The sequence below is a fragment of the Portibacter marinus genome (genome assembly GCF_021533195.1).
GTDB lineage: Bacteria > Bacteroidota > Bacteroidia > Chitinophagales > Saprospiraceae > Portibacter > Portibacter marinus.
Map to the genome: position 1 here is coordinate 807,326 of NZ_JAJNKB010000002.1, position 20,631 is coordinate 827,956.

At 40.3% G+C, this 20,631-nt stretch carries 15 protein-coding genes; 4 read left to right on the forward strand and 11 right to left on the reverse strand.

The window, feature by feature from the left end; all coding sequences use genetic code 11:
- The first annotated feature begins 7 nt into the window (after nt 1-7).
- Entirely contained in the window at nt 8-445 is a 438-nt protein-coding gene (locus tag L2567_RS07500; protein ID WP_235297131.1) for an SRPBCC family protein, read from the forward strand.
- On the opposite strand, the gene L2567_RS07505 is transcribed toward L2567_RS07500, so the two are convergent.
- From L2567_RS07505 to L2567_RS07520, 4 genes are all read right to left on the reverse strand, one after another.
- The gene (locus L2567_RS07505) at nt 420-1,352 is read right to left on the reverse strand and encodes a hypothetical protein (RefSeq protein ID WP_235297132.1); all 933 of its coding nucleotides are present in this window, start codon (nt 1,350-1,352) and stop codon (nt 420-422) included. The two genes, L2567_RS07500 and L2567_RS07505, sit on opposite strands and share 26 nt — an antisense overlap.
- A gap of 171 nt (nt 1,353-1,523) precedes the next feature.
- Complete coding sequence (locus tag L2567_RS07510) at nt 1,524-2,069, reverse strand: hypothetical protein (protein ID WP_235297133.1); 546 nt, start codon at nt 2,067-2,069, stop codon at nt 1,524-1,526.
- Between the two features lie 41 nt (nt 2,070-2,110).
- On the reverse strand, nt 2,111-3,664 hold the full coding sequence (locus L2567_RS07515; protein ID WP_235297134.1) for an L-serine ammonia-lyase, iron-sulfur-dependent, subunit alpha: 1,554 nt from the start codon (nt 3,662-3,664) through the stop codon (nt 2,111-2,113).
- 76 nt (nt 3,665-3,740) lie between these two features.
- Nucleotides 3,741-7,016: a WD40/YVTN/BNR-like repeat-containing protein gene (locus L2567_RS07520; protein WP_235297135.1), complete on the reverse strand. Its 3,276-nt coding sequence runs from the start codon at nt 7,014-7,016 to the stop codon at nt 3,741-3,743.
- 109 nt (nt 7,017-7,125) lie between these two features.
- On the opposite strand from L2567_RS07520, the gene L2567_RS07525 reads away from it, so the two are divergent.
- The gene (locus L2567_RS07525) at nt 7,126-8,628 is read left to right on the forward strand and encodes a S10 family peptidase (protein WP_235297136.1); all 1,503 of its coding nucleotides are present in this window, start codon (nt 7,126-7,128) and stop codon (nt 8,626-8,628) included.
- Between the two features lie 78 nt (nt 8,629-8,706).
- Nucleotides 8,707-9,738 carry an L-type lectin-domain containing protein gene (locus L2567_RS07530; protein WP_235297137.1) on the forward strand — a complete coding sequence of 344 codons (1,032 nt, stop codon included), beginning with the start codon at nt 8,707-8,709 and terminating at the stop codon, nt 9,736-9,738.
- A 92-nt stretch (nt 9,739-9,830) separates the two neighbouring features.
- On the opposite strand, the gene L2567_RS07535 is transcribed toward L2567_RS07530, so the two are convergent.
- Nucleotides 9,831-12,011: an alpha-galactosidase gene (locus L2567_RS07535; protein ID WP_235297138.1), complete on the reverse strand. Its 2,181-nt coding sequence runs from the start codon at nt 12,009-12,011 to the stop codon at nt 9,831-9,833.
- A 77-nt stretch (nt 12,012-12,088) separates the two neighbouring features.
- Nucleotides 12,089-13,765, reverse strand: a complete 1,677-nt coding sequence (locus L2567_RS07540) for a SulP family inorganic anion transporter (RefSeq protein ID WP_235297139.1) — start codon at nt 13,763-13,765, stop codon at nt 12,089-12,091.
- 305 nt (nt 13,766-14,070) lie between these two features.
- Between L2567_RS07540 and L2567_RS07545 the strand changes: the two genes are divergently transcribed.
- Nucleotides 14,071-14,898, forward strand: coding sequence for an energy transducer TonB (locus L2567_RS07545; RefSeq protein ID WP_235297140.1), 828 nt, complete (start codon nt 14,071-14,073; stop codon nt 14,896-14,898).
- Nucleotides 14,899-14,972: 74 nt separating this feature from the next.
- On the opposite strand, the gene L2567_RS07550 is transcribed toward L2567_RS07545, so the two are convergent.
- The 5 genes from L2567_RS07550 to L2567_RS07570 form a co-directional block, all read right to left on the reverse strand.
- Nucleotides 14,973-15,425: a hypothetical protein gene (locus L2567_RS07550; protein WP_235297141.1), complete on the reverse strand. Its 453-nt coding sequence runs from the start codon at nt 15,423-15,425 to the stop codon at nt 14,973-14,975.
- A 60-nt stretch (nt 15,426-15,485) separates the two neighbouring features.
- Nucleotides 15,486-17,045, reverse strand: a complete 1,560-nt coding sequence (gene pckA, locus L2567_RS07555; RefSeq protein WP_235297142.1) for a phosphoenolpyruvate carboxykinase (ATP) — start codon at nt 17,043-17,045, stop codon at nt 15,486-15,488.
- 36 nt (nt 17,046-17,081) lie between these two features.
- Nucleotides 17,082-18,254: an aminotransferase class V-fold PLP-dependent enzyme gene (locus L2567_RS07560; protein ID WP_235297143.1), complete on the reverse strand. Its 1,173-nt coding sequence runs from the start codon at nt 18,252-18,254 to the stop codon at nt 17,082-17,084.
- A gap of 29 nt (nt 18,255-18,283) precedes the next feature.
- On the reverse strand, nt 18,284-19,402 hold the full coding sequence (locus L2567_RS07565; protein ID WP_235297144.1) for a hypothetical protein: 1,119 nt from the start codon (nt 19,400-19,402) through the stop codon (nt 18,284-18,286).
- Nucleotides 19,403-19,465: 63 nt separating this feature from the next.
- The gene (locus L2567_RS07570; RefSeq protein WP_235297145.1) at nt 19,466-20,629 is read right to left on the reverse strand and encodes an HBL/NHE enterotoxin family protein; all 1,164 of its coding nucleotides are present in this window, start codon (nt 20,627-20,629) and stop codon (nt 19,466-19,468) included.
- Between the last annotated feature and the right edge of the window lie 2 nt (nt 20,630-20,631).

The following is a 20,631-nucleotide window of genomic DNA, read 5'->3' on the forward strand; positions in this document are numbered from 1 at the left end:
TTCCGATATGAAAAATAATTCCTATAACCTTTATCATGACTTTGTTATTAAGTCCTCTCCATCTAAAGTATTCGATTCAATTGTAAAACCTGAAAACTTGATCAATTGGTGGCCTCAAAAATGCAATGGTGAGCCCAAACATGGAGCCATTTACCGCTTGTATTTTTCTTCACAGTACGATTGGCTCGCAGAAGTGGTCGGTTTTGAACTGAAAAAGTCTTTTTACCTTAAAATGATCAAAGCAGACACAGATTGGATGCCTACCACTTTTGGTTTTGATCTAAAGGAAGAAAATGGCAATACCTTGGTACAGTTTTTCCATAAGGGTTGGCCTAAGCTCAACCATCATTTTCGTAAAGCGAATTGGCATTGGGCTCTTTTGTTAAAAGCATTGAAGGACTATGTAGAGGAAGAAACCATCATTCCTTTTGAACACAGAGCCTAGCGAACCATTCAACAAGATTGCGTTCATCAACCAAATCCCATGAACTCTTTGTATTTCTGGGTAACTTTGACTGTACCAATATCGCTTTGTCACTGCCCAATAATCGCAATTGATTGATAAAATTTGCCATGTCATAAGCATTTCCTCCATGCTGTATACTGGTCCAATCCGTGTTTTCATCAACGTAGGCTCTGATATATAGGTCCAGAAAATAACCTGCATTTCCTCCGTTGCGAACGGTTCTGGAATAAGGAGAATAGCTCGCGTATCGAGCTTTACTATTTGAAGGGTTTCCATCTAAGTGATTAGACAAATATTGCATGGCACTAAAACTTCCTGCCCATTCATAGTCACCTAATTCTTGTGAAAATTCCTTTTCGCATTTACCATAAAATCGGCTAATATCCAGTGGAACATCAGAGATTGCTATCGCTTTGGGAATGATTGGCTCGAAGATTTTATTTTGCTTAAGGTAAATGGCTAATTTCATGGCACGGATCCCTGCGATAGAATGTCCTGCGAACAGCAAATTCTTTTTTGGAATACTAAAATTAGTACAAACCCGATCCAGATCTTGCGCCAGCATTTTAGTTTTGCTTTCTTCGAATAAAAATTCTAGTGGATTGTCTGTGGTCATAAATATCACCGCTATGCCATTACTCATAGCTGTTTTTAGCAATAAGTCCTGTTGAAGAGTATCCCTGTTTTCGTATAGGAAAACGATCATTCCATTTGTCTTTGCTCCTTTGGGAAGCCATAGTGTATAGCCTGAGGATATGGTTGGGATGTGCAGACCCGGATGAATGGAAATTTGCTTGGTAGATGATGGGTACCGTACATTAAATACTTTCTGTGCACTAAGCATCACGGAAAAAAGCAACAAAAGGACAACAACTTGAAATTTCATTACTTATCAGAAGGCAAAAAATGAGCCAGTAATTACATTGCCTTGATGCCTGGATATTATGATCTAAAGATGAAGTATTTATTAGTATTTGAGGAAGAACTCTTATTCAGTAGGACAAGCTATTGACTCAAAGACAGGATTTCCAGTGTCCTCAATTCTCATTCTCCAACATTAAACATTTGGGGAAGTCATTATTACACCTTCTGATGCATTATTAATGAATATATCACCATTTGAAACTTCTAGTTTGCTTCTTGGAATTTGAGTACCTATCCCTACTCTGCCTAAATGATCAATTTCAAAAAGGTATTTATTTAATTTAAGTGAAGACTCATAACTTCTAATTTGAAAGTAGTGTCTATAGGAAGCGAAGGAATATCCTCCGTTATTTATTCCATTACCATTGTCAATAAAGGAAGTAATGGTTACAATAGGTGAAATTCCGAAATCATTGGCTAGTTGTACATTACCCATTATAGAGAGTCCTGTCCGATTGTCTGCATTTGTACTTCCGTGTAAAGTGGGTTCGAAGTCATTATTGGTCTCCGTATTATTTCTAAACTTAATCCAAGAATTGTCTATATTTTCTAGTGAAAGCTTAAATAATTCTTCTCGCAAATCTACCTGTTGAGGTAGTACGAACTCTAACTCAGAATTTTGAGCACTTAAAGAATTAAAGATTAGAAATGAAAAAAGTAAAATCTGGAAATTATTCATTAGTTATGATTATGGTCCGAAGTTAAAAAACAAACTATACCCTAAATGGATAGTTTCTTTTTTATCGCTTGAGCCGCAGGTGTAATTGCTAGCCCTCCAAGCCCGGTGCACTTCACACATGTCGGCATATCCGCACTTACGCGCTGTATGGTTTCCAGAACTTGATCCAATGGAATCAGGTGTGCAAAGCCCGCAACAGCCATCGTCGCAGAAGATAAAGCATTCACCGCAGCGCTGGTATTTTTTCCCAGGCAAGGGGCTTCCACCCGATCAGCGATAGGATCACATACCAGGCCGATCATATTCTGAATAGCCATGGATGCTGCACCAAGTGCTTGCTTCGTCGTACCACCGAATAATTCAACGATAGCAGCCGCAGCCATTCCTGCTGAAGCTCCACACTCTACCTGGCACCCGTGCTCTTCAGCTGAAAATCCAGGACCCATGGCAAAGTATGCACCCACAAGGCCTGCAGCAAAGTATGACATTAGTTTTTCTTCTTCTGTAGCTTTCACATCTTCAGAGACAGCTTTAAGTGCTGCTCCTACCGTTGCGCATGATCCCGCAGTTGGGTTGGCCACTATGACCTCCAGAGCACTTTTCGACTCCATAATCGCTGCCACATTTTCAACGATTTTATTAATGATGGAACCTTGTAGTATTTTCTTAGAATTTTCAGCTCGCTTAATTAAGTGAGATTGCTGAGGTAAGATTCTATTATTGTAATCTGTTCCATTGAGTCCAATGGCAATGCTAGTCTCAATCAATTCTATTAAGTTGGACATTTTTAATATTAATTCATCTTCGGTTAGTCCACTGCGGTGTTGTTCATACATTAGGCCTAAAGCTCCGAGAGAAAGATTACTGTCTTCACTATACTGAATAAGGGAACTAATGGTGTCGAAGGGTAATGCTGTCTGATTACCTGAGACAATCGGCATGATAGGCTTAGCATAGCTGACCTTACGAACTGACTGATACTGCCTGATATGTTCAACTAGATTTTGAGCAATTTCACTTGAACTCTTACAAATGATTAAAAATTGACTTTCCTGCGAATGACATTGCCACGCTATTTCCTGTGGAAATACAGCACTCAAATCCTGTGAAATTGGGTCATCAGACCAAATAAATAGATGATAATAGTCTCCTTTTGTATGAATTCTGTAATCATCCACTTTTTGGATCTCAAAACTTCCTCCTCCTAAGGAGGCTGCCAGTATTTTTACTTGATCACCGGTATCATCTTTTAGAGTGACCAGCATGCTATTCGGGTGTGTATTGTCAAATTCGCTGATCGAATATTCAATTTTTACATCCTTCCGCTCAGCGATTTCCTCTGTGATTTTCATTTGGTCATCAGCCATGTCTATTTCTAACAAACCTCCATTCATTCCCAGGACCGTTCCTTGTTCCCTATAGTTCGTGGACCAGGCACCATTCTTATCGAATTCCACCAAAGCGTTGAGTAATGAACCGTTTAATAACTGTACAGCAAATTTACCCACCCGCCATGAGGCAGCAGTGTGCGAACTAGAAGGGCCGCGCATGATCGGTCCTATAACATCATTGAAAATACTGGGTAAAGATTTCATATTTAACACTTTTAAATGACGATGTGGGCTTTGAGCCAAAAAACTACCCTAAGATACGTATAAAACAGTAGTTGTTTCAATATCTTCTGCCTTTGGTAAATGGAGCACCAGCTTTATCTAATTGGTCCTCAAATTCAGATAAATCCTTTAGATAGTTCATGAGTTCGGTTAAAAAACTATTAAATTCCTGCTTCGCCATCTCTATATTTTGAATAAACACCTGCGTTGGCTCATGGGTGGTATCCCAATGCCCATATGCTACTTGTCCTACTCTGCTGCTTAAGGTGGGGGAAGTTGATTCGTTAAGCCCTCTTTTCACCGGATCTCCATACAATTTTATCCTGAGTTCAGCAAGTTGGTCACTGAGGAACTTCAAAGCTTTAAAATGCTCTTCTTTTGCTGCAGGCGTTTTTTTGATGGCTTCTCCTAAATATCGAAGACGCTCACCAGCATCCGACATCATTCCACCAGCATCAGTGATGGATGCACTGAATTCACTGGTCATCTTTTGAAATTCAGACACTTTCTTAAAATCGCTTTTTTCTTCTAGCGCCGGTATGGGTTTTACATTGAATTCCTGCGGCTCTCCTTGAGCAGTCAATGTACCATTGTTTAGAATATACAGCTGTGCAGTATATGAACCGGGTGCAGCTAGTGGACCTTGTGGAGTTCCGGCCCAGGGTGGCGTAAAGCCGGGCTTTGAAAGGTCAATGGCATTGGGAGCTGGAAGCCGCAGATCCCAATTTACCCTGTTTAATCCTTTAGAGATAGTCCCCTCAATCCATCTGACAGGTTGATCATTTTCATTGCTGATCAGCAAAAGAACTTGGGGTGAGCTTTCCAGCTTTTCTTCATTTAATTCTTCCCAGCCCGGAAAAGGTATGCTGGCCTTGTTTTTTGTCATCTCTTCCTCACGTTCTTTTCTCATATCAGATTTAGTCTGAGGAATCTCGCTTAAGAAGTAGGTCAGCGTAGCTCCAAAAGAGGGATTTTCAGCGACAAAACTTGTGGAACCTAATGTTGGCATTCCTTTGGCTTGCATTGGAACAGAGGGAATATACCACCATGCGTCGCGAATAGGAAATAAATGATTTGACTGCTCAGAAACCACTTCCTGCATTGATCGAAGAGGGGTGTAATCATCTAAAATGTAAAAGCCTCGTCCAAAAGTTGCTCCCACAATATCATGGTCTCTTTCGTGAATTTCCAAATCTCGAAATGGTATGGTCGGCACTCCACCTCCCAATTCAATCCAGTTCACTCCTTGATTATAGGAGAAGTACACCCCGTATTCAGTTCCTATGAAAAGCAGATCAGGGTCTTCATAATCTTGTTTGATGACCCATACAATGGTTTCTTTTGGTAGATCTCCCGTAATGGACTTCCAGCTATATCCTTTGTCGGAACTCATCAAAAGATAAGGCTGATAGTCACCTAATTTATGTGCGTCTATTGCAGCAAAAACCACAGACGCATCGTGCCTTGAAGCCTCAATATCATTTATAAATGATCGCTCCGGGATACCTTGAGGGAGCTTGCTTTGCCGCCAGTTCTGACCCCCATCTTCGGTCACATGAACCAACCCATCATCAGATCCGGTATAAATTAAGCCCTCTACGACAGGTGATTCATCTATCGAAGTCAGCGTTGCATACAGAGACATGGCTCCATTATCATATAGATCGTCAACACTCCATACCCGATCCATTAATTCAAGGGTATATCTATTGGTATTCGTAGTCAAATCTTCACTGATCACTTCCCATGAATTTCCTTGATCTTCACTCTTCCACAATCTTTGCGAGCCAAAATAAAGTCTGTCACTATTATGGGGACTCACTAAATTGGGACTATCCCAATTCCACCTTTCTGGCGGATCATTGGGACCAGGTTGTGGCTGAATGTTCAGCACCTCATGAGTTTTTTTATCATAGCGGTGCAATAGACCTCCTTGAATTTCCATGTAGGCGATATTGGGATCTGTAGGATCAAACTGTGAATCATATCCATCTGCTCCCAGCGGGACATACCAGTCCTGATTGCGAACACCTTCTGCATTGAGTGTACGAGATGGACCGATTAACGTACCCAAGTCCTGAGCACCACCCAGTATATTATAAAATGGGAGGTCGTTATCTATGTCCAATTTGTAAAACTGGGAAATGGGCATATTTGGAAAGTGGCGCCAGGTGAGTCCCTCGTCGAAGCTTTCATATAAACCCGCATCAGTTCCGGCTAGAAGGTGCTGATCATTTTTTGGATCTATCCAAAGTGCATGGTTATCGCTATGTTTTTCCCTGCCTGTACCCAAATAATCAAAAGATTTTCCACCGTCTCTGGAAACATGCAGAAACACATCCATTTGGTAGATCAAATCTGGATCAGTCGGGGAAATTTCTATTTCCTGATAGTAATGAGGTCCGGTCCCTCCAGAAATATAACTGCTGCCTTTTTGCCAGCTTGCCCCCTGATCATCAGAGCGGTATAAACCCTTTTCCTTGTCATTAGCTTCAATGGTAGCATAAACCAGATTGGGGTTTGCTGGCGTCACACCCAGTCCTATCTTTCCCATATTTCCCTGAGGTAGTCCTTTTGTCATAAGTGACCAGGTAGCACCGCCATTTGTGGTTTTATAGATTCCTGACTCAGGGCCTCCTGCCAGCAGTGACCAGGTATGTCTTCTTCTCTGATAGGCTGCAGCATATATCACATCAGGATTGCCCGGTGCGAATTCGATATCGGTCACCCCCGTATTTTCGTCTATTTCAAGCACCAATTCCCAGTTTTCACCCCCATTCGTACTTTTGAAAACACCTCTTTGACCACCAGCCGACCACAATGGTCCTTCTGCTGCGACATAGACCACTTCGCTGTTTCTTGGATCTATTAATATTTTTCCGATGTGTTCTGAAGATTCAAGACCCATATTTTTCCAGGACTTTCCACCATTCATTGTTTTATATACGCCATTTCCCCATCCTACATGTCGACCACTAACATTTTCTCCAGTTCCCACCCAAACAACATCCGGATGATGGGGGTCTATGGCTATATCACCTATGGAGTAAGACTTTTCGTGATCAAAAACCGGAGTCCATGTAATGCCACTGTTTGTTGTTTTCCAAAGATTACCAGACCCTGCTGATACATACCAGGTAGAAGAATGAGATGGACTGATCGCTATGTCGGAAATTCTTCCTCCCATTACCGCAGGTCCGACTTCTCTCCAATTTAGACTTTGTACAGCCTCTTTCATTTGGGTATTTAAATCTTCCTGTGCTTTAGTATGAATACACCAAAACATGACAAAAAATAGAATTCCTAATTCAATGTTGAAACTTCGCTTAAGCATTTGAATTGATTTTGTGGATCAATGGATAAATTTTAACTTGAGGCACTGAATATAATGTAATTCAGAATGTCCTAACCTTTTATAACTCATAATCTCAGAAAAAATTAAGATGAAAAGAAACGTACTCACTATTGTTATTTTGCTATTTACAGCTTTTGCATTTTGCCAGGATCAAACCAAGAAAGAGAAACTTCCTGAAGGGGAAATATTTGAGTCCACGCAAACAGTTACCATAGAGGGGCAGACCATTACCCTGGATACGGAGACTGGTACAGTCCAACTAAGAGATGAGAATGATCAACCCATCGCACTTTTTGGATTTACTTACTACAAAAGATCTAATACTCAAGGAAACAGGCCTATCGTATTCGCATTTAATGGAGGGCCACTTTCAGCCTCCTTCTGGTTACATCTGGGGGCACTGGGTCCGAAACGAATTGCCATAAATGATCCTACTTACACTAAACCAGCACCTTATGACCTGGTTAATAATGAAATCTCTATATTGGACAAAGCTGATCTGGTCATGATAGATCCGGTCGGAGTAGGATTTAGCAGGCCAATTGGAGAGGCCAAATGGGAGGATTTCTGGGGAGTAGATCAAGATATGAGAAGCATTGGATTGTTTATTGAGCAATTTTTAATTCGCGAAGGCAGGATGAATTCTGCTAAGTATTTATTGGGAGAGAGTTACGGCACTTTTAGAAATGCGGGATTGGTCAAACATCTTCAAGACAAGGGAATTGCCATGAACGGTGTTATCATGGTCTCGGCCGTATTCGAGATTCAGCATTTACTATTCGGTCCTGGCGATGATGTTGCTTATGTCATTCATTTTCCGACCTATGCAGCAACAGCTTGGTACCATGATAAGATAAATAATAAGAATGAAGACCTGGAAATGTTTTTGGAAGAGGTAAGAAATTTTACAGAGGATGAATATGCTCCTGCACTTCTAAAAGGTGATCAACTCGGTTCAGATGCAAAATTACATATCGCTCAAAAATTGGCTGACTATTCAGGTCTGAATCAGGATTTCTGGCTTAAAGCTGATCTAAGAGTGACCAATAGTGAATTTTTTCAGGAATTATTGCGAGAAGAAGGTATGACAGTAGGTCGTCTTGATTCCAGATTCATTGGAATCAATGAAGATTTATTGGCACAGACCGCATTCACAGATCCTCAAAGCGATGCCATTTCACCACCTTATATTGCAGCGTTCAAAGATTACCTGTACAATGACCTGAATGCACGAAAGGACTTGACTTATACCACCACTGCCGGATCAAGAGATAATTTCAAATGGGACTGGAAGCATGCTGGTAATATTTCGTGGAATATGCAAACAGCAACCAGTACACTACCGGACATGACTTCAGCCATGAAGCAAAACCCCAACCTGAAAATCTTGATTCTGAACGGCTATTATGACTTAGCAACTGTATTCTATGGTGTTGAACATTCCATAAATCATATGGGCCTTGAACCTGAATTAAAGGAAAATATCATTATGAAGTATTATAAAGCAGGACACATGATGTATACCCATGAGCCTTCGATGAGAAAGTGGAAAGAGGACATTGACGCCTTTATTGAGCAAACATCGGAATAGAAGTAATTGCACCAATTGAGGTTAAAGATGCATCCTATTTACTGTTGAGAATCAAGATTAATTTTATCTTCGCTGTACATGAAATTCGTATTTCTAACTTTCCTTATTGGTTTTACTTGCTCTGTTTTCTCACAAACAAAGACGTTTGACTTTGAGGACTTTTATTTATTAGGTGATGCTGTTGCTCACGAGCAAAGCAGTATTCGTTTGACAGATAATCTTCATAATCAGAAAGGTGCGATGTGGTATAAAGATGCCATTGACCTAAATAAACCCTTTCTTTTAGAATTTAAAGTGTTTTTTGGATGCTCAGATGGGGGAGCAGATGGTCTTGTTTTTGCACTACATCCTGAAATAGCTTTGGGTACCCATGACTTTGGAATAGGATTTAAGGGTTTGTCTCCCTCTTTTGGTGTAGAAATGGACACCTATCAGGATTATTATAGAGGAGATCCACATTTTGACCATGCTGCATTTATAGCTAATGGAAACACATCACATCACCTTGCATTGACTGAAGCTGTACCGCTTTATTCCTATAGAAAAAGCGTGGAGAATTGTCAATGGCACTATGTCACTTTTAAGTGGGAGCCTAAGACAAAAGTGTTCTCATTTTATGTCGATTTCGAACATCGTTTGAGTCGGGAAATTGATTTGGTCAACTTGATTTTCGAAGGTTCTTCAAACGTTTTCTGGGGTTTTACTTCTGCAACAGGAATGCACCGAAACCCTCATCATGTATTCGTCAATTTTATGCGATTCGAGGCGGAAGAAACTTTTGTAAAAAAGGATGCAGAGCTTTTGTTGGCGGGGGAATCCTATGAGTTGAAGAAAACGGAGTTTGCATTGGATTCTATGTCTTTTATGGGGGCGATCAGGCCTGAGCTCGAGAAGGTAGTTTTGTTACAAAAGTCTAATCCTGAGCAAACCATCATTATCGATGGATTTTCGGAAGCCGATAATAATGGAGAAAAGAGTCAAAAAAATGTAGAGTGGATACGCAATTACTTTATCAAAAGAGGTATTCCAGAACAGTTTGTAACTTTTTATGGCAGCGAGTCGGGAGAAAAAGAGAGAATTACCATTAGAATGAAGGTGATTAGGGCATAGATTTTCATTTAACCAAGAGAACTTTCATCATCGGGAATATTTGCATTATCGTTCCTGATTCTGGTACTTTGCATAGTTATCTGAAATTGTATTTATTTGAAAATATACCACGTATAATCATTCGCTTTTACTTCCACCTTGAGATCAATGGAGTAGTCTCTTTTCAATTGTTTTTTCATGGTATTTGATTCGGCATCTGTCACTTCCGCGGTGTGATCCAGTCCTGTGTAGTACAAGGGTACTTTAATCTTTTGTTGAATTGGATGGTCAAGAGGATTATATATCATTAACAATCCCTTTTCATCACCACCTGGATTTACATTCAGCCAGTAATCCAAACTCTTTCCATCAGCTCTTTTGAGATGGATGATGTCTCCTTCAAGTACTTCTCTATGTTTCTTAAACCAATCTATATTTTCTTTAACCATCTGCTTCGTTTCTTCGCTATCATATAATCGTGGTCCCCTGTAGCAGGCTTGAACACCGGCACCAAGATTGCTCATCATGATATTATTATAGTGAGTAAGATGGTTTTGTAGTGGCTCAATAGTTGCAGCTTCTCCGCCGCCATGATATTCAGTCAGTGGAACAAACATCCATCCCATCGAAGGAGTCTTTTGCCATGAGCCATCGTAGATATTCTGTCGGGTATGAATCAATTGTTGTTCTCTGGGTAAGCTCCAGTTAACCTCCCGGTAACCCATCCCACATTTGCTTCCTCCACTGAGGTAGTAGTAATCCGGAATATTGAGATAGATGCCCTGAGCCCTACACCAATGGTAGAAAGTAGCGATTTTTTCGTATTGATTCCATCTCGAATCCTGTAATCCGCTATGTCCGGGATGGTGGTTAGCGGCACATACATCTCCGGGATAAGAGCCATCATGTTCTAGTAATGTGAAGCCTGATTTTTCATAGAAATGATACAATTTTGAAAAGTATTCCTCCCCCCACTCACTTTCTAAACAAGGCGAATTACCAAAAGTAGGGAGCTCGTCATCAGGCATGACCACATCGTTTTCAGCATTGATGGATCTGGAAGCCAATAAAGAATAACCACCGATTTCAACGTTTTTGCTCCTGGCATATTCAGCATATGCTTTCATTTTGGATACGTACTCCTCACTGTTATCCTCTATGTTGAAGCCACTACCAAATGTTAAGATGACCATTTCAAAACCCACCTCTGACGCCTGATCTATGGCTTTCTTTACACTCTCCCAGTCAGCAAATCGAGCATGCATCATTAAGGGATTTTCAGTGATCCATGGCGCTATGTGTCGATACATTTTCTTAATGGATAGACCTTGTCTTTCTCTGTCGTAACTGTCGTAGGGTAGGAGATAGGTTCGAAAAGAGGTAAAGGTCTTTCCGGGATCAAGCGACCTGGCCGGACCTAATTCAGGTTCCACTCTGAGCAAACAAGGGGTCTGTCTCAGATAATTGACCTGAGTGGCATATTCAGGGTCAGGTAACCAGTGTACAGCATGGTGATTTGCATCATTGACATCAAAGCTGCTGAAGGCATAGTCTGTTTCTACATGAATATTGGGCTTTGGGACATTGTAATTTCGGGATTCTACTGAAGAACCATATTCTACTGCAGCCAGTATCTCACTTGTAAAATGATCAATGATCATTGCTCGATCGCCTACATTTTCTACAGTGATCCACTTAGATATAACAGGAATTTCGTCATACATTTCATAATGTACAGTTACAGAAAATTTATCTTCAGAACTATGGGATTCCGGCAAGTTATATAGCATCTGGAGATGTACACCTTTAGGTGGCCAGGCAAGATCAGATTGATGATGCCTGACTCTTTTCCATTTCATGGATGCTTTTGGCTCTTCAATTCTGAATTGAGTCAATGTCATGCTGGTCGAATCTTTTGACATTTCAGCCAGCCATTCAGGTTTAAGAAAAGCAAAATTAGGTTGACCAATCAACCCTCCTACCGTGTATTCTATATTATTGATTTTGACGATAGCTTCTGGTTTTACTCCTCTGATCAAGGATTCACCAGTGATCAAATTATCGAATGCCACTGTAGCGCCATTGGGTTTGGTCGTGAACACGCGCTGTATCAATCCATTGGACAGAATAATCTCATTTTCCTTTTGATCCTTATAAACACCAGCTACATAGCGACTACCGTCAAGGATCCAATCCTTTTCAGTATCGTAGTCGGGAAGAACAGGTAAATTGTTAGTCAGTAGCAGTTGCGTATTAGATTGACCCTTGGCTTGTGAAGAGGTTAGCCATACCATACTTATAACGAAGCAAGAAAACCAAAGCTTTTTTATCTGATTATGCGCCATAATCACTAAAATAGTATAAGTCGCGCTTATACTTTATGATTTGATGAGTTTTCCCCAAGTTTTCTTCTTACATAAACCAAACTCTCAGCTATATCCTCAAATATGGCTTCATGGGTGACCATGTCTGGAATAATATCTACAGCCTCCAACATGTCTCTGGGTTGTTCATCCAATCCTACGATAATCACTTTCACACCTTGCGCTGTCAGATCAAAAATGATTTCTTCAAGCGTGTAAAGACCGGACTGATCTATATGAGGAACCCGATCCATCCTGAAAATGACTGCTTTGACTTCATTTGGTAAAGCTTTGACCTGGTCTTTAAAATAAGAGGTAAAACCAAAGAATAATGGACCATATAAATGCTTTATAATGACTTTGTCCTTATAGTTATTAAAGAACTCAGTCTCATCTTCCCAAGGAATCGATCCATCGAAATCTGCAACCGCACCCACTTCCATACCACGTTGACTAATGTCACCTGCTCGCTTCATAAACAATAAGCATGCAAGGGCGACACCTATTCCAACTGCCTGAATCAAACTACCGAAGGTTGTAATTAAAAGTACAACAATCAGAACAGCAGAATCTGACTTTGGAACTTTACCGATGTGTTTTAAACCTTTAAAATCGATAATTTTAAAGCCAATCGGTATCAGTAGTCCTGCCAGGACACATAATGGAATGTGAGAAGCCAGCTGTCCGAGTCCTAAAAGAACGGCCAAAAGAAATAAACCGTGAATTGTTCCGGATAATCTGGTTCTACCTCCTGCATTGATATTAACCACAGTACCTTTTGTTGCTCCAGCACCCGGAATCCCACCTATTGATGCCGCAATCATGTTTCCGATTCCCTGACCGATTAATTCCCGATTACTATTATGACGCGTTTTCGTCATGTTGTCAGCAATAACAGCCGTTAATAAGGAATCTATGCTGCCTAAGACAGCTAGAACCACTGCATATTCCAGGATCAAACTGTAAGCGCTGGAATCAATTTGCAAGATACCGCCCAACTGAAATGATGGCAGACCAGAAGGAATCTCCCCAATTAGAGGGACGTCCATTTTAGCAAAATAAGCAATAAGGGTAGCTCCTATTAATGCGACCAGAGCGCTCGGAACTGCTTTCGTAATATATGGAAACAGATAATAGATGGCTACCGTAATTCCTCCCAGTAGTAAAGCCATGGGATTTGCCTCAGCAAATAATCGAGGTAGGTCCTGAATGACAGCTACAGTCGATTTGGCAGAACTGAGTCCTACAAAAGGAAATATTTGCAAGATGATGATGATCAATCCCACGCCACTCATAAAACCTGATATCACGGGATATGGGAAATACTTGACATAGTTAGCGATGTTCAAAAATCCAAAAACTACCTGCAGTAATCCTCCTAAAAAGAAGGTAGCTAAGATAATACTCATAGAATCCTCAAGGCTTCCATTGAGCTGAATGGCAGCAGCTATCAGTGCTGCAGATACCACGGTCATCGGTCCAGTAGGGCCACTGGCTTGAGTAGCAGTACCACCTAACAATGCAGCGAATATACCGATGGCAATGGCGCCATACAACCCAGCTGTCGCTCCCATTCCGGATTGAACACCAAATGCAAGTGCCAAAGGTAATGCCACTACTCCGGCTACCAATCCACCAGTAAAATCACCTTTGAAATTTTTGAAGTCGTAAAACTTTGTCGCCATAATTCGTTTTTGATTTGTTTTGATTTACCAAATTAAGGACAAACTCACACATCACATTGTTCGAGCCTCATGGTCTATGAATCAAAAATATAAGCAACAATAGCAAATAATTTTCTTCCTTCCAAAATGAAAAGTCGTTCTTACTCTCAATTTATGAGCAAACTTATAGCATATAGAATTTCTGAAAATTACCCTAAGGGTAGGGGTTCAAGTACTAACATGACAACTTTTTAATCAATGTTTACATTGATTTACATTTTTCTTTTGGAAACTGATAGCAATCGAGACTATCTTTAAAGAAAAAAATGAAGAAATTAATACTCATGTCGATCATTGTAATGTCGGCTGCATCCTTAATCGCCATTGGCTTTAATAATCAAAGTAATACTCAAGTAAAATGTAAATCTAAATCGGAAGCTTCTATTGAAAGCAATGTTGAAGCAGGTAACCTCATTTCAGGAACCCGGTTATTTGATGATCAGTTTTTAAGGGTCGTTAACTCTAAAGCCATTCCGCCTATTATCTATAATGTAGACACCAGGTACATTCATAAAATAACCAAATCAGATCTACGAGAAGCCAGAGAAGTCAAAGAGATTTTTCCGGAAAAAGTATTGGATCATATTGTGGAAATTAAAGACACCAAATTGGTGCTTTTGGATCAAGAAGAAAATCAGGAAATTAAGGGTAGCGGAGCCAAACTTACCAAACAGCAAATTGACCTGATGAGAACATTTGATTATTCTACAGATTTCTATTTAGAGGTTAACGCCATGAATTCTAGTGGTTACACCGATAGAATTGTTTATTATACCACTGTGATTCCCGAAAAGAAAGCAGAATATCAAGCAGGTTCTGATGAATTGCTGAAATATTTGAGAACGGAAAGCACTCAAGCCACCATTGGCATACATGAAGGCCAACTTAAGCCGGGGCAGATTGCATTTACAATTGATGTAGAAGGGAATGTAAGTGGAGTTAAATTGCAATCTTCTTCAGGACATGGACCGTTTGATAAAAGAATGCAGGAATTAATAGAGGAACTGCCCGATGGCTGGAATCCTGCGAAAAACGAAAAGGGTCTACCTGTGGAACAAAAACTAATTCTGTTTTTTGGCATTCAAGGTTGCTGAGGTGCCATTGACATTAAAGAAAAAGCCAGTGATCTTTACAGTTCACTGGCTTTACTATTCAATATTCTTAAATATCAGAAATAATATCTTATTCCTACTCCGCCTCCAATATCAACGGAGGTACTTTGCAGTAAATTTAGTCTTGGTGTAATCCTTCCATACACCTCAAACTTCTCAATGATCAAGCTCAAACCAGCTGTACCACTTATTCCTATGTCAACTTCATCATCTAGATCGTTCCCTCTGTCTCGCAGACCGACAAAAACTCCGGGTCCGTAGATAAAATGTAATCTTTCAGAATTTCCTATATGAGGTTGGAATAAAGCATGGCCGTTCACATAGAAAAAATCGTCCAGGTCCCAAGCTGCAATGAAATCGTACGATGGACCCGCTGCTTTGTAAAATTGCAATGACAAACCGGACGGTGAACCAGCCTGTATACCTATACCAACATCACCATTAGCTCTCTGTGCATTCATTCCTAAAGCAAATGCAAGAAAAAACACAATAACTAATAACTTTTTCATAATATTTAGTTTTGTAAACATTACTCCTTTAGCTATTTCTTTGTTCGAAAAAAAACTTTATCAGCTTGGTCCTGCTGAATGTATCTTTTTCGAGGCTTGATCTTTATATTTTTCAAAATTCTTTTGAAATCGTTCTGCCAAATTTTTAGCCTGCCGATCAAAATCTTCTTCATTCCGCCAGGTATCCCTTGGATTCAAAATGGCATTGGGAACATCAGGGCAAGATTTAGGAACGGCCAGATTGAAAATAGGCATGTCTCGATATTCCACTTGATTCAATCTGCCTGTCAAAGCGGCTTTGATCATAGCTCTGGTATAGGACAGCTCTATTCTTGAGCCTTCTCCATAAGGTCCACCAGTCCATCCGGTATTGACAAGCCAAACGTCTATTTTGCCATCTCCGGAATCTGTACCCTTGTCGATTTTGGATCCAAGCAAGTCTGCATATTTGGTGGGATGCAAAGGTAGAAAAGGTGCTCCGAAGCAAGCTGAAAAGGTTGCTTGCGGTTCTACAATGCCCTCTTCCGTTCCAGCTATCTTAGCAGTGTACCCACTGATGAAGTGATACATGGCTTGATCTTTTGTTAGCTTTGATATGGGAGGTAATACGCCGAATGCATCGCAAGTCAGGAAAAAGATGTTTTCCGGCAAATCCCCCCGAGAATTATACATGATGTTATCAATATGATAAATCGGATAGGAAACTCTCGTGTTTTGAGTGATTGATACATCTTCATAGTCGACCGTTCGACCGTCTTCTTTGAAGCCCACATTTTCAAGTAAAGCTCCAAACTTAATGGCATTCCAAATCTGAGGCTCCTTGGTAGCGGATAGATCAATGGTTTTCGCATAACATCCCCCTTCGAAATTGAAGACTGAGGAATTAGACCAACCGTGCTCGTCATCTCCGATTAGCCTACGGTCAGGATCATTAGAAAGGGTGGTTTTCCCCGTCCCAGATAAACCAAAAAACAATGCTGTGTCTCCTGTAGTGCCCACATTAGCTGAGCAATGCATGGGCAAAACATTATGTTCTACGGGAAGGATGAAATTAAGCGCAGAGAATATCCCTTTTTTAATCTCACCAGTATAGGCCGTGCCGCCAATTATGATGACCTTTTTCGAAAAATTGATGATGGAATAATTCTCCTGTCTGGTTCCATTCTTTTCCGGATCAGCGGTCACTCCTGGAAATGCATAGACATTCCAATCTGCCGTAAATCCCTGAAGATCTTTAGCACTGGGCCTCAGGAACATGTTGTACGCAAAAATGCTTTGCCATGGATATTCCGCATGTACCCTCACTTTCAATTTATAGTTTGGATTGGCACAAGCCAAAGCGTCTCTCGTATAGATGGCGTCTAACCCATCCATATATTTTACGGTTTTCGCAAAAAGCTCTTCAAAATGCTCTGGATCTATGGGAATATTAATGTTTCCCCAATCAACCATATCCCTGGTCATTTGATCTTTAACGATAAATCTGTCCTTAGGGGAGCGGCCTGTAAATTTCCCTGTATTCACTACCAAAGCTCCTGATGAGCTGAGTTTTCCCTGGTCTCTTTTGATGGTTTCTTCCACGAGCGCAGCAGGGAATAAGTTATTCTTAATCCTGGTCATAAGTTTCTCTTTTCTTTCGCCCGCAAAGGTATTTTTTTACCTTATATTCTGCAATTTATCCGCGACTCTTTCTATTTCTTCCAAAGTGTTGTAATAATGAAGGGAAAGTCGATTACTGGACGCTAAACCCTTGTTTTTCATATCAGTATATGAAGTGAATGGTTTGCAAAGCGAACTATTAATGCCATGTTTGCTGAGAAGTTCCTGGACTTTTTGTGGGCTTTGGTCCTTTAGGGTCAATGTAATGATACCACTTAATTCTTTACCGTTTCCATCATGTAATTGGACACCCTTAATTCTGCTCCATCTTTCCCTTGCGTAGCTTGCTAATTCATCAATTCGCGTCCATATATGTTCAATAGTCAATTCATTAGCATAATGTATTGCTGCTTTCAATCCCATCATAAAACCAACAGGTTTTTCAAAACATTCGAACATCTTCGATGTATAGTTTAAGTCGTAATTATCTCGTCCGTTCCATTCAGCACCCATGGCTTCAAGCATATAGGGGTCCAGCTTTTCATAAATTGAACGGCGTGCATACAGAAATCCTAAGCCACGCGGACCTCTCAAATATTTCCTACTGGTTCCATTTAGGAAATCACATTGAATTTCATCGACAAAGGTAGGGTAGTGGCCTATCGATTGGCAGGTATCAACCATATATATAATATTGTTCTGCTTTGCTATTTTACCGATTTCTTTAACCGGCGCTATGGCTCCTGAGCTGGTGGGCATGTGCGTGATTGCAATAAGTTTAGTTTTCTTATTGATCGCTTTTTTCAGTGCCTCAACGTCTACCGGACCTTCTTCATCAGTAGGAATGAGGGTCAGTTTTATCCCTTTGTCTTTTTTTAGTTTTAGATAATTAAGATAATTACTGGAGTATTCGATTTCACTGGTAATAATCTCATCTTCTGCTTTAAATGGGATAGCGTAAAGCGCTTTAGAAAAAGCAGTTGACGCATTATCTGTGATGGCGATCTCATCTTTAGAACAATGAATCAATTTCGCAATCTCAGCGTATAAGCCCATGATCTCGCTTTCATATTTACTTTCCATTTCATAACCACCTGTCATTTCTTCTTCATCCAGCCACTTTTTGATGGCATTGTTGACAAATTTAGTCGGCAGTGAGGCTCCGGCATTATTGAAATGAATGACTTCACCAGCTCCTGGAGTGTCCTTTCTTACTTGCTTAATATTCATAGCAAGCAAAATAAATAAATATTATTGAATCATGATTTTTGGATCCGATTCAATGCACTACTCCTGATGGTTTCGACGTGATATTCAACTTTTGATAAGACCTTCATATCTTCCTCAATTTTTTGCCAGTTTTGGATGGCATCTGCAATTAAAGCTTTTAAATCGGCGACATTGTTAAAGTGATCAAGTATTCCTTCAAGCTCTTCCTTTAAGGTATTCAGTTTCACGATTCTAGCATCCCAAAAGTCTAATGTCTGCTGAGATTCTTGCACTATTTTATCGGAAGCCGTAACTATTTTCTTAAACTGATTTTCTACATGATTTAAAATACCAATTGTTGTAGTTTCTATGCCTATTTCAGCAGTTACGTTAGTCATTTCCTGTTGTAAATCATCAATGGTTATTTTGAGGTTCGGTTCATTATTTTCTGAGACAAAAGAAGTAAAGACCGCGCCACCGACTCCTACTATTCCACCTATAATGATTCCTGCAGGGCCTGTGAAGGCGATAGCAAGGGCAATCCCTACTCCAGCGAGAAAAACAGGGAGTATGGCATTTCCGAACTTATCAAGCGTCACCAATTGATTTCTGGCATCAATATTTTGTTGTAGGTTTTGATTAACGGCATCTAATTTATCAACTTGAGCCTGATCATAATCTACTGCATTTTTGATCTCTGAAATGAGCGCTGATATTTTCTCGGCATCAGGTTGGATGGTGTTTTTATAATTGGTGATATTTTGATGAATATCTTCGAATACCTGATAGATTTTTTGTTCTTCAATTAAAAGTTGTGACACTGCTGCCTTGATCGAATTAATTACATCTTGATTTCCAGGACTTTTTGCAAGAAGGTCTATTTCATCTGACAACGCTGATAATTGTTTTTGTACCAGACCATTGATATCTACAATTGATTTAGGAGCTTGGGTGATATCAGGGATGACCTCACTGATCCAGATGTTGGTATCTAACTTTGCTTCAGCAAACTCATTTACGAAGTCGCCATAATGTAAGGGTGGCATCCCCAGATCAGGCATTTCCATGATGTTAATGGTATGGGCATATCTAAAAACATCATTGGATGCATTGATGTAGTCGATATATTTTTGGGTTACGGATGAGCTGTTGATTTGAAGTGCTTTCATTTTGAAGGATTATGAGGATGAATAGCTTCCGGAATCAATAAGTTTCCGGAAGCTGTTAGGTAATTAAGAAGCTTTCGATACGGTAACATTTCCATTGTCAGGTGTTGGATTTGTCTCACCGTACGTATGCCAATTTCCGTCTTTATCTTGCCACTTATAAGTGATGCCCGCTAGTGCATCCGCAAATGCTACGACCTGATTCCAGTTGTCTTCAGCAGTTTTAAAATCGTTAAGGGCTTTTTGATAGTCGGGCTTTGCAACATCTGAAGTGACGGTCGTAAGCTCATCACTTACCAGCTTGATGGTGTTCTCTAAATTTTCCCACATGGCTTTGATAGATGTCAGGGCTTTTGCTGCTGCTTGATTGGCACTATACAGGGCATTAAATTGTGAGCTAATGGCCTTTAAGACAATGATATCCTGATTCAGCCCGGAAATCTGTTTTTGATCTGAGGAAATTTCCTTGGTCATGGCTTTGATTCGTTCTTTTTCTATTACCGTGCCGGCAATACTCGCTGCTTCACCAGCTACAGCACCCACAATAATGGCTACTCCTAACGCCTGTCCCCCTGGTATAAAAGCGATAACGGCACCAACCAGTCCAACAAAAAGCGATAATCCCATACCTATTTCCGAAACCGTTAATAGTGTTTGTGCGGTTTGAATTGATTGCTGCAGACTCTCAATATCTTCATTCAATTTAGTAATTTTAGTCTGATCATCACCTGCATCTGCAAGTGCATCTGCGGCAATAGCGGCCAAGGTTTTCGCATCTGCTGCAATATTGGTCGCAAAATCAGTTAATGAGCTTTCAATACTGTCGATGCTGGACTTTTGTGCTTGTATGACGGATACAATTGATGCCAGCGCCTTTTTTAGGCCATCCAAAGATTTTTGATCGGTGGGGTCTGAAATGAGGTTGTTAAGATAAGCTTCGATGAAAGTTTCTTCCATGCTAAACAGGTTGGCAGCCTGTGTTTTGATGGTGTTTGGTAGCTGGATCATAGAAACAAATATGTTCTGAGACCAATTCAATGCGTGTTGCTTTGCCGGGGCAAATTCTTCTGTAAATTTTCCATAATTATCAGGTGGATAGTTTAAAACAGGTAATTGTTGATTGGTGATCGCATAAGCATAGTTGTTGACCAATCCTACGGCATTTGCATAATCCGCCAATTGTTGCTTACTAGGTTGAAACGCTACGAGTTTTGCTGTTTTTGTTGACATCT